The sequence below is a fragment of the Enterobacter cloacae complex sp. IR5458 genome (assembly GCF_049238025.1).
Classification (GTDB): Bacteria; Pseudomonadota; Gammaproteobacteria; order Enterobacterales; family Enterobacteriaceae; genus Enterobacter; species Enterobacter kobei.
Genome location: NZ_JBMKIF010000078.1, coordinates 1 through 6,063 on the forward strand (window position 1 = coordinate 1; position 6,063 = coordinate 6,063).

Genomic DNA, 6,063 nt, shown 5'->3' on the forward strand with positions numbered 1-6,063 from the left:
CTCCATCAGCAAAAGGGGATGATAAGTTTATCACCACCGACTATTTGCAACAGTGCCCATCGGCGTAGTAGTGGATGTGGTCGATGACAAAGCCGGTGCGGGTCAGCGTGCGCCGGAGGATCGGCAGAAAATCGACCAGGAACGAAGTAGCGCGTGTGACGACGGCCGGTACGCCGACACGCGCCACGGCCTCGGCCCAGCGCGCGGCCGGCGGTTGGAGCAGGCCGTTGTGCACCGAACCGTGGTAGGTGCCGACCGCCAATGTGAGCCAGCGCTCTAGCTCGCGCAGCGTCAGGGTTGGAGAAGGTCGTTCCCGGCAGTTCGTCGTGAATCATCTGCATCGCCGTGCCGATGATCCGTTCCACGATGCCGCCATAGTGCGGCTGTCCCAGCGGGCGATAGTCCAGCCGGATGCCATGCTGCTCGCAACCCCGGCGCAGGGCCTCGCTCTTGAACTCGGCCGCGTTGTCTAGGTAGAGCAGCAAGGGCTTGCCGCTCATCTGCCAATCCATTTCCACGTTCAGTCCTTCCAGCCAAGGGCGCTTGTCGCAGGCGACATGCACGAGGCACAGGCCAACCGAAACGGCAGACGGCGCTTCCAGCGTGACGACCATGCCGAGCACGCAGCGGGTGAACACGTCGATGGCGAGGGTCAGGTACGGGCGGCCAATAGGTTGCCGGTCGCGGTCATCGACCACGATCAGGTCGATGACCGTATGGTCTATCTGCACCTGCTCCAGCGGCGCGGTCACGGCAGGAGGCTCGCCGCCCACACCTTGTAGGTCACGAGCGGCATCCTGGCCTTCCCGCCGGCGGATGACCTTGCGCGGGTCAAGGCTAGCGATCCGTAAGGCCACGGTATTGCGCGCCGGCACTCGCAGTTTTTGAGCCTTGCACACCTGAGTGACTTCGCGGTGAAAGGCCGCTAGGCTGCGCTTCTGCTTGGTCAGGAACCGCTTTTGCAGTAGCTCGTGGATGACGCGCTCGACCGGTTCCGGCAAGCGCCCCTTACCTTTACCTCCACCGGACTGGCCGGGCACCAGATCCGTCACGAGGCCGCTGCCTTGCCGGGCACGCCGGATCAGAACGTATACCTGGCGCCGAGACAAGCCCAGCGCCTGAGCCGCCATATCGGCCGCTTCGTGCCCGACCGTCTCCGACTGCGCCAACGGACTGATGATCTCCGCACGACGGCGCGCACGCTCCCAAGCCTCATCAGGCAGAGTGGCCACGCCTTGTTCTGGAATCCGTGGGGTGTCCGTCGCCATGCTCACCTCGCTTTGGTGCACACGAGTATTGAGCATAGTCGAGATTGGTGCAGATCACTTCTGATATTGAACTGTCAGGAGCTGGCTGCACAACAGCCATTACGCCCAATCAACTGGTGCAGTCGTCTTCTGAAAATGACATCCATGCCCAGCCCGTGCGCGAGCTGGATCACCGCCCGCACGATAGTTTGGTCACGGGCATCATCCGGGAGCCTGGCGACAAAGGATTGGTCGATTTTCAATGTGGTGATGGGGCAGCATTTCAGATGTTGCAGGCAGGAATAGCCGGTGCCGAAGTCGTCGGCGGCGAAGCGCACGCCGATGGCGCGCAAGGCGTCGAAACTGGCGAACAGGGCTGGATTGCCGAATGCGACCGATTCGGTCAGTTCGATCTCCAGAAGCTCGGCGGGCAGGGCCATATCGGCCAGCACCCGCTTTACCTCGTCGTCGAACGTTGGCCCAACCTGGCTGGCGGACACATTGATGGCAAGACGGAACGGTTGCCATGCCGGTCCTTGCCACTTGTGCATCTGGCGACAGGCCTCGCCCAGCACCCACGCGCCTATTTCCGGCATCAGGCCGAACGACTCGGCCAGCGGCAGGAACTGGCCGGGCGGCAACAGGCCAAGCCTCGGATGCCGCCAGCGCATCAACGCTTCCGCGCCAGCGATCCGGTGATCGCGCAGATCGACCAGCGGCTGGTAATGCAGGTCAAGCTGTCCGCGCGCCGCCGCCTGCGCCAACTCGGCCGCCGTCCATCCGGCGGGCTGCGAACTCGTCATGATCCGCCCCGGAAGGCGCGCAGCAGCCGCGTTACGGCCAGAACGAACAAGCCGGTCAGCGCGAGCGCGGCAACACCCCAATGCTCGCCAAGGAAGGCACCGGCGGTCGTCCCGGCCAGCACGGCGGCGAGAATCGGCAGATGGCAGGGGCAGGTCAACACGGCCAGCGCACCCCACAGGTAGCCGGAAACGGGTTGGCGCGTCTCGGGCGGCAGTTTGTCAGGGGCGTTCACGGCAATGCCTCCTCGTGCGCCCGCTCGGCTGGCATGGAGGCCAGTTGCGCGTCCAGATGGGCCAACGCCGCGCGCCGCCGCTCGACCAACTGGCGCAGCACGGCAAGCTGCGCTGCGGCTTGTGCGCCGTCCGCTGCGTCGAGCGCACGGCACAGCCGCGCCAGGGCATCCAGGCCGATACCCGCCTCGAAGGCCGCGCGCACGAAGCACAGCCGTTGCAAGGCCGCATCGTCGAACACGCCGTAGCCGCCCGTGGTGCAGGCCACCGGCCGTAACAAGCCGCGCACCAGGTAGTCGCGCACGATATGTACGCTCACCCCAGCGTTATGGGCCAGTTGCGATACCGTGTAGGCGCTCATCGCACACCTCCTTGTCCTCACCCGGCGCAGCAGGAAAGCTGCTTCACATCCTTGTTGAAGGTCTGCGCCGCGAGCTTCAACCCTTCGACCATCGTCAGGTAGGGGAACAACTGGTCGGCCAGTTCCTGCACCGTCATCCGGTTGCGAATCGCCAGTGCGGCCGTCTGGATCAGTTCGCCCGCTTCCGGGGCCACTGCCTGCACGCCGATCAGTCGTCCGCTGCCTTCTTCAACCACCAGTTTGATGAAGCCGCGCGTGTCGAAGTTGGCGAGCGCGCGCGGCACGTTGTCCAGCGTTAGCGTGCGACTATCAGTTTTGATGCCGTCATGGTGCGCTTCCGCCTCGCTGTAGCCTACGGTCGCCACTTGCGGGTCGGTGAACACCACGGCCGGCATCGCGGTCAGGTTCAGGGCCGCGTCACCGCCGGTCATGTTGATCGCGGCGCGAGTGCCGGCCGCTGCCGCCACATAGACGAACTGCGGCTGGTCGGTGCAGTCGCCTGCGGCGTAGATGTGTTCCACGCTTGTACGCATGCCGGGGTCGATGACGATAGCGCCTTGCGGGGTGAGCGTGACGCCCGTCGCATCCAGTGCCAGCTTGCGTGTGTTGGGCGCGCGGCCGGTGGCGACCAGCAGCTTGTCGGCGCGCAGTTCGCCGTGCGCCGTGGTGAGCACGAATTCGCCGTCCCCTTCACCATTGATATACGCGACTTGGCTGGCCTGGGTGTGTTCCCTCACCTCGATGCCCTCCATGCGGAATGCGGCCGTGACGGCTTCGCCTATAGCTGGGTCTTCGCGGAAGAACAGCGTGCTGCGAGCCAGGATCGTCACCTTCGCTCCGAGTCGGGCGAACGCCTGCGCCAGCTCCAGCGCCACCACTGATGAGCCAATCACGGCCAGGCGCTTAGGAATCGTCTCGCTGACCAGCGCTTCAGTGGAAGTCCAGTACGGAGTGTCTTTCAGGCCGGGAATCGGCGGCACGGCCGGGCTCGCGCCGGTGGCGATCAGGCAGCGGTCGAATGCCACCACGCGCTCGCCGCCGTCGTTGAGTTGCACGATCAGGTTGCGATTGTCCTTAAAGCGGGCGGAGCCGTGCAGCACAGTGATCGCCGGATTGCCCTCCAAGATGCCTTCGTACTTGGCGTGGCGCAGTTCATCGACGCGGGCCTGCTGCTGGGCCAGCAGCGCCGTGCGCTGGATGGTCGGCGTGGTAGCGGCGATGCCGCCATCGAACGGGCTTTCCCGGCGCAGATGGGCGATATGGGCGGCGCGGATCATGATCTTGGACGGCACACAACCGACATTGACGCAGGTGCCGCCGATGGTGCCGCGCTCGATCAGCGTGACACGTGCGCCTTGCTCGACGGCCTTCAGCGCCGCTGCCATCGCGGCCCCGCCGCTGCCGATGACGGCGATATGCAATGCGCCGCTGCTACCCGTCTTGTCGTTTCTGCCCAGCAGATCGCGCATCTTGTCGAGCAATCCGCCCGGCGTCGAAACTGAGGGGGCATCGGCCAGCGTGGCCCGATAACCGAGTCCAGCTACAGCGGCCGTCAGCGCGTCGGGTGACGTGCCGACCTCAATGGCGAGCTTGGCGCTGCCCTTGGCGTAGGAGACATCCGCTGATTGCACGCCGGGCACTTTCTCCAGGGCGTCCTTGACATGCACTGCGCACGAGTCGCAAGTCATGCCGGTGATTTTGAGAGTGCTCATACCATCGTTCCTTATTCGTGTGGGCCGCCGTGTCGCACGGTCAGCCGTCTTTCACAAGCGCTTGGCGGGGAGTTCGCAGCCGTCCAGTCCGCAACGGCGATGCGCCGGCGACACGAAGTCCCAGATCGACACCCCAATCATCAAGGCCAGGCCGACGTACATCAGGTTCGCCGTCCACCAGTTGCCGAGCAGCCAGACCGTGGCCGCAAACACGATGGCCGGGCCGATCATGCCGAGCAGACTGCGCAGCCATTGCCGATGACTGAACCAACCCAGCGCGTTCGCCAGGAAGGCCAGCGCGGCAAACAGCGGCAGCAGGCGGCTGATGAACAGTCCCTCGTACTGGCTCAAGAAGCCCAGCCCGATGGCCGCGCCGAAGCTGGCGAGGGCTGGAAAGCAGGCGGCGCAGCCCATCGCGGAAACGACGCTGCCGAGCGCGCCGGTTTTATCGGCAATGCGTGTCATCAGTCCCATGAAGCGGCTCTCGCTGTTGTCGTTGGCTTGCTGGCTCACTGCTTGACGCTGGACGGATAGCCGGCGTCTGCGGTGGCCTTGGTCAGCTTCTGTACGCTGGCCTTGGTGTCGTCAAAAGTGACGACGGCCTCGCGCTTCTCGAAGCCCACATCGACCTTGCTCACGCCTTCGACCTTGGAGAGCGCTTTCTTGACTGTGATCGGGCAGGCGGCGCAAGTCATGCCGGGAACCGCTAGCGTGACGGTCTGGGTAGCGGCCCACACCGGGGCAACAGCGGCGGCGAGGGCAAGGGAGGCAAACAGTTTCTTCATGATGAACTCCTGGTTAATAGAAAAATGGAACGACATAGGGAAATCCAAGCGCGACCAGGACCAGCACGGCCACGATCCAGAAAATCAGCTTGTAGGTGGCGCGCACCTGCGGAATCGCGCAGACCTCACCTGGCTTGCATGCCTGCACGGGCCGGTAAATCCGCTTCCAGGCGAAGAACAGCGCCACTAGCGCCGCGCCGATGAACAACGGTCGATAGGGTTCCAGCACCGTCAGGTTGCCGATCCAAGCACCGGAGAAGCCCAGGGCGACCAGTACTAGCGGCCCCAGGCAGCAGGTCGATGCAAGAATGGCGGCCAGCCCGCCGGCGAAGAGCGCACCGCGCCCGTTTTGTGGTTCAGACATACGTTGGCCCTTTTGAATTTGGATTGGATAGCGTAACCTTACTTCCGTACTCATGTACGGAGTCAAGCGATATGGAAAATAATTTGGAAAACCTGACCATTGGCGTTTTTGCCAAGGCGGCCGGGGTCAACGTGGAGACAATCCGCTTCTATCAGCGCAAGGGCCTGTTGCGGGAACCGGACAAGCCTTACGGCAGCATCCGCCGCTATGGGGAGGCGGACGTGGTTCGGGTGAAATTCGTGAAATCGGCACAGCGGCTGGGGTTCAGTCTGGACGAGATTGCCGAGCTGTTGCGGCTCGACGATGGCACCCACTGCGAGGAGGCCAGCAGCCTGGCCGAACACAAGCTCAAGGACGTGCGCGAGAAGATGGCCGACTTGGCGCGCATGGAAACCGTGCTGTCTGAACTCGTGTGCGCCTGCCATGCACGAAAGGGGAATGTTTCCTGCCCGTTGATCGCGTCACTACAGGGCGAAGCAGGCCTGGCAAGGTCAGCTATGCCTTAGCGTGCTTTATTTAATGAGATGGTCACTCCCTCCTTCCCGGTACTATGCTGAGGA

The 6,063-nt window shown here is 63.8% G+C and carries 8 protein-coding genes and 1 pseudogene; 1 reads left to right on the forward strand and 8 read right to left on the reverse strand.

Annotation, left to right across the window (positions count from 1 at the left end; all coding sequences use genetic code 11):
* Positions 1 to 58: 58 nt before the first annotated feature.
* The 8 genes and pseudogenes from ACOTYN_RS25445 to ACOTYN_RS25480 all read right to left on the reverse strand — a co-directional run.
* Positions 59 to 1,268 (reverse strand): annotated as a pseudogene (locus ACOTYN_RS25445) (transposase); the annotation flags it as partial.
* A gap of 74 nt (positions 1,269 to 1,342) precedes the next feature.
* The gene (locus ACOTYN_RS25450; protein ID WP_001300294.1) at positions 1,343 to 2,011 is read right to left on the reverse strand and encodes an EAL domain-containing protein; all 669 of its coding nucleotides are present in this window, start codon (positions 2,009 to 2,011) and stop codon (positions 1,343 to 1,345) included.
* A 35-nt stretch (positions 2,012 to 2,046) separates the two neighbouring features.
* Positions 2,047 to 2,283 (reverse strand): broad-spectrum mercury transporter MerE, encoded by a 237-nt coding sequence (gene merE / locus ACOTYN_RS25455; RefSeq protein ID WP_000993386.1) that lies wholly within the window; start codon positions 2,281 to 2,283, stop codon positions 2,047 to 2,049.
* The gene (merD, locus tag ACOTYN_RS25460; protein WP_001277456.1) at positions 2,280 to 2,642 is read right to left on the reverse strand and encodes a mercury resistance co-regulator MerD; all 363 of its coding nucleotides are present in this window, start codon (positions 2,640 to 2,642) and stop codon (positions 2,280 to 2,282) included. Before merD ends, merE begins: the two co-directional genes overlap by 4 nt.
* A 17-nt stretch (positions 2,643 to 2,659) precedes the next feature.
* Positions 2,660 to 4,354 carry a mercury(II) reductase gene (gene merA / locus ACOTYN_RS25465; protein ID WP_000105636.1) on the reverse strand — a complete coding sequence of 565 codons (1,695 nt, stop codon included), beginning with the start codon at positions 4,352 to 4,354 and terminating at the stop codon, positions 2,660 to 2,662.
* A 51-nt stretch (positions 4,355 to 4,405) separates the two neighbouring features.
* Positions 4,406 to 4,828 carry an organomercurial transporter MerC gene (gene merC, locus ACOTYN_RS25470; RefSeq protein ID WP_001447540.1) on the reverse strand — a complete coding sequence of 141 codons (423 nt, stop codon included), beginning with the start codon at positions 4,826 to 4,828 and terminating at the stop codon, positions 4,406 to 4,408.
* A 35-nt stretch (positions 4,829 to 4,863) separates the two neighbouring features.
* The gene (gene merP, locus ACOTYN_RS25475) at positions 4,864 to 5,139 is read right to left on the reverse strand and encodes a mercury resistance system periplasmic binding protein MerP (RefSeq protein ID WP_000732292.1); all 276 of its coding nucleotides are present in this window, start codon (positions 5,137 to 5,139) and stop codon (positions 4,864 to 4,866) included.
* Between the two features lie 13 nt (positions 5,140 to 5,152).
* The gene (locus ACOTYN_RS25480; protein WP_001294663.1) at positions 5,153 to 5,503 is read right to left on the reverse strand and encodes a mercuric transport protein MerT; all 351 of its coding nucleotides are present in this window, start codon (positions 5,501 to 5,503) and stop codon (positions 5,153 to 5,155) included.
* Between the two features lie 71 nt (positions 5,504 to 5,574).
* Here ACOTYN_RS25480 and merR point away from each other — a divergent pair, with 71 nt between their 5' ends.
* Positions 5,575 to 6,009, forward strand: coding sequence for an Hg(II)-responsive transcriptional regulator (gene merR, locus ACOTYN_RS25485; protein ID WP_000429836.1), 435 nt, complete (start codon positions 5,575 to 5,577; stop codon positions 6,007 to 6,009).
* The last annotated feature ends 54 nt before the right edge of the window (positions 6,010 to 6,063 follow it).

Coding starts and splice junctions, on each gene's coding strand:
- merA (WP_000105636.1), bottom strand. CDS start 4,354: ATGAGCACTCTCAAAATCACCGGCATGACTTGCGACTCGTGCGCAGTG.
- merD (WP_001277456.1), bottom strand. CDS start 2,642: ATGAGCGCCTACACGGTATCGCAACTGGCCCATAACGCTGGGGTGAGC.
- merR (WP_000429836.1), top strand. CDS start 5,575: ATGGAAAATAATTTGGAAAACCTGACCATTGGCGTTTTTGCCAAGGCG.
- merC (WP_001447540.1), bottom strand. CDS start 4,828: ATGGGACTGATGACACGCATTGCCGATAAAACCGGCGCGCTCGGCAGC.
- ACOTYN_RS25480 (WP_001294663.1), bottom strand. CDS start 5,503: ATGTCTGAACCACAAAACGGGCGCGGTGCGCTCTTCGCCGGCGGGCTG.
- merP (WP_000732292.1), bottom strand. CDS start 5,139: ATGAAGAAACTGTTTGCCTCCCTTGCCCTCGCCGCCGCTGTTGCCCCG.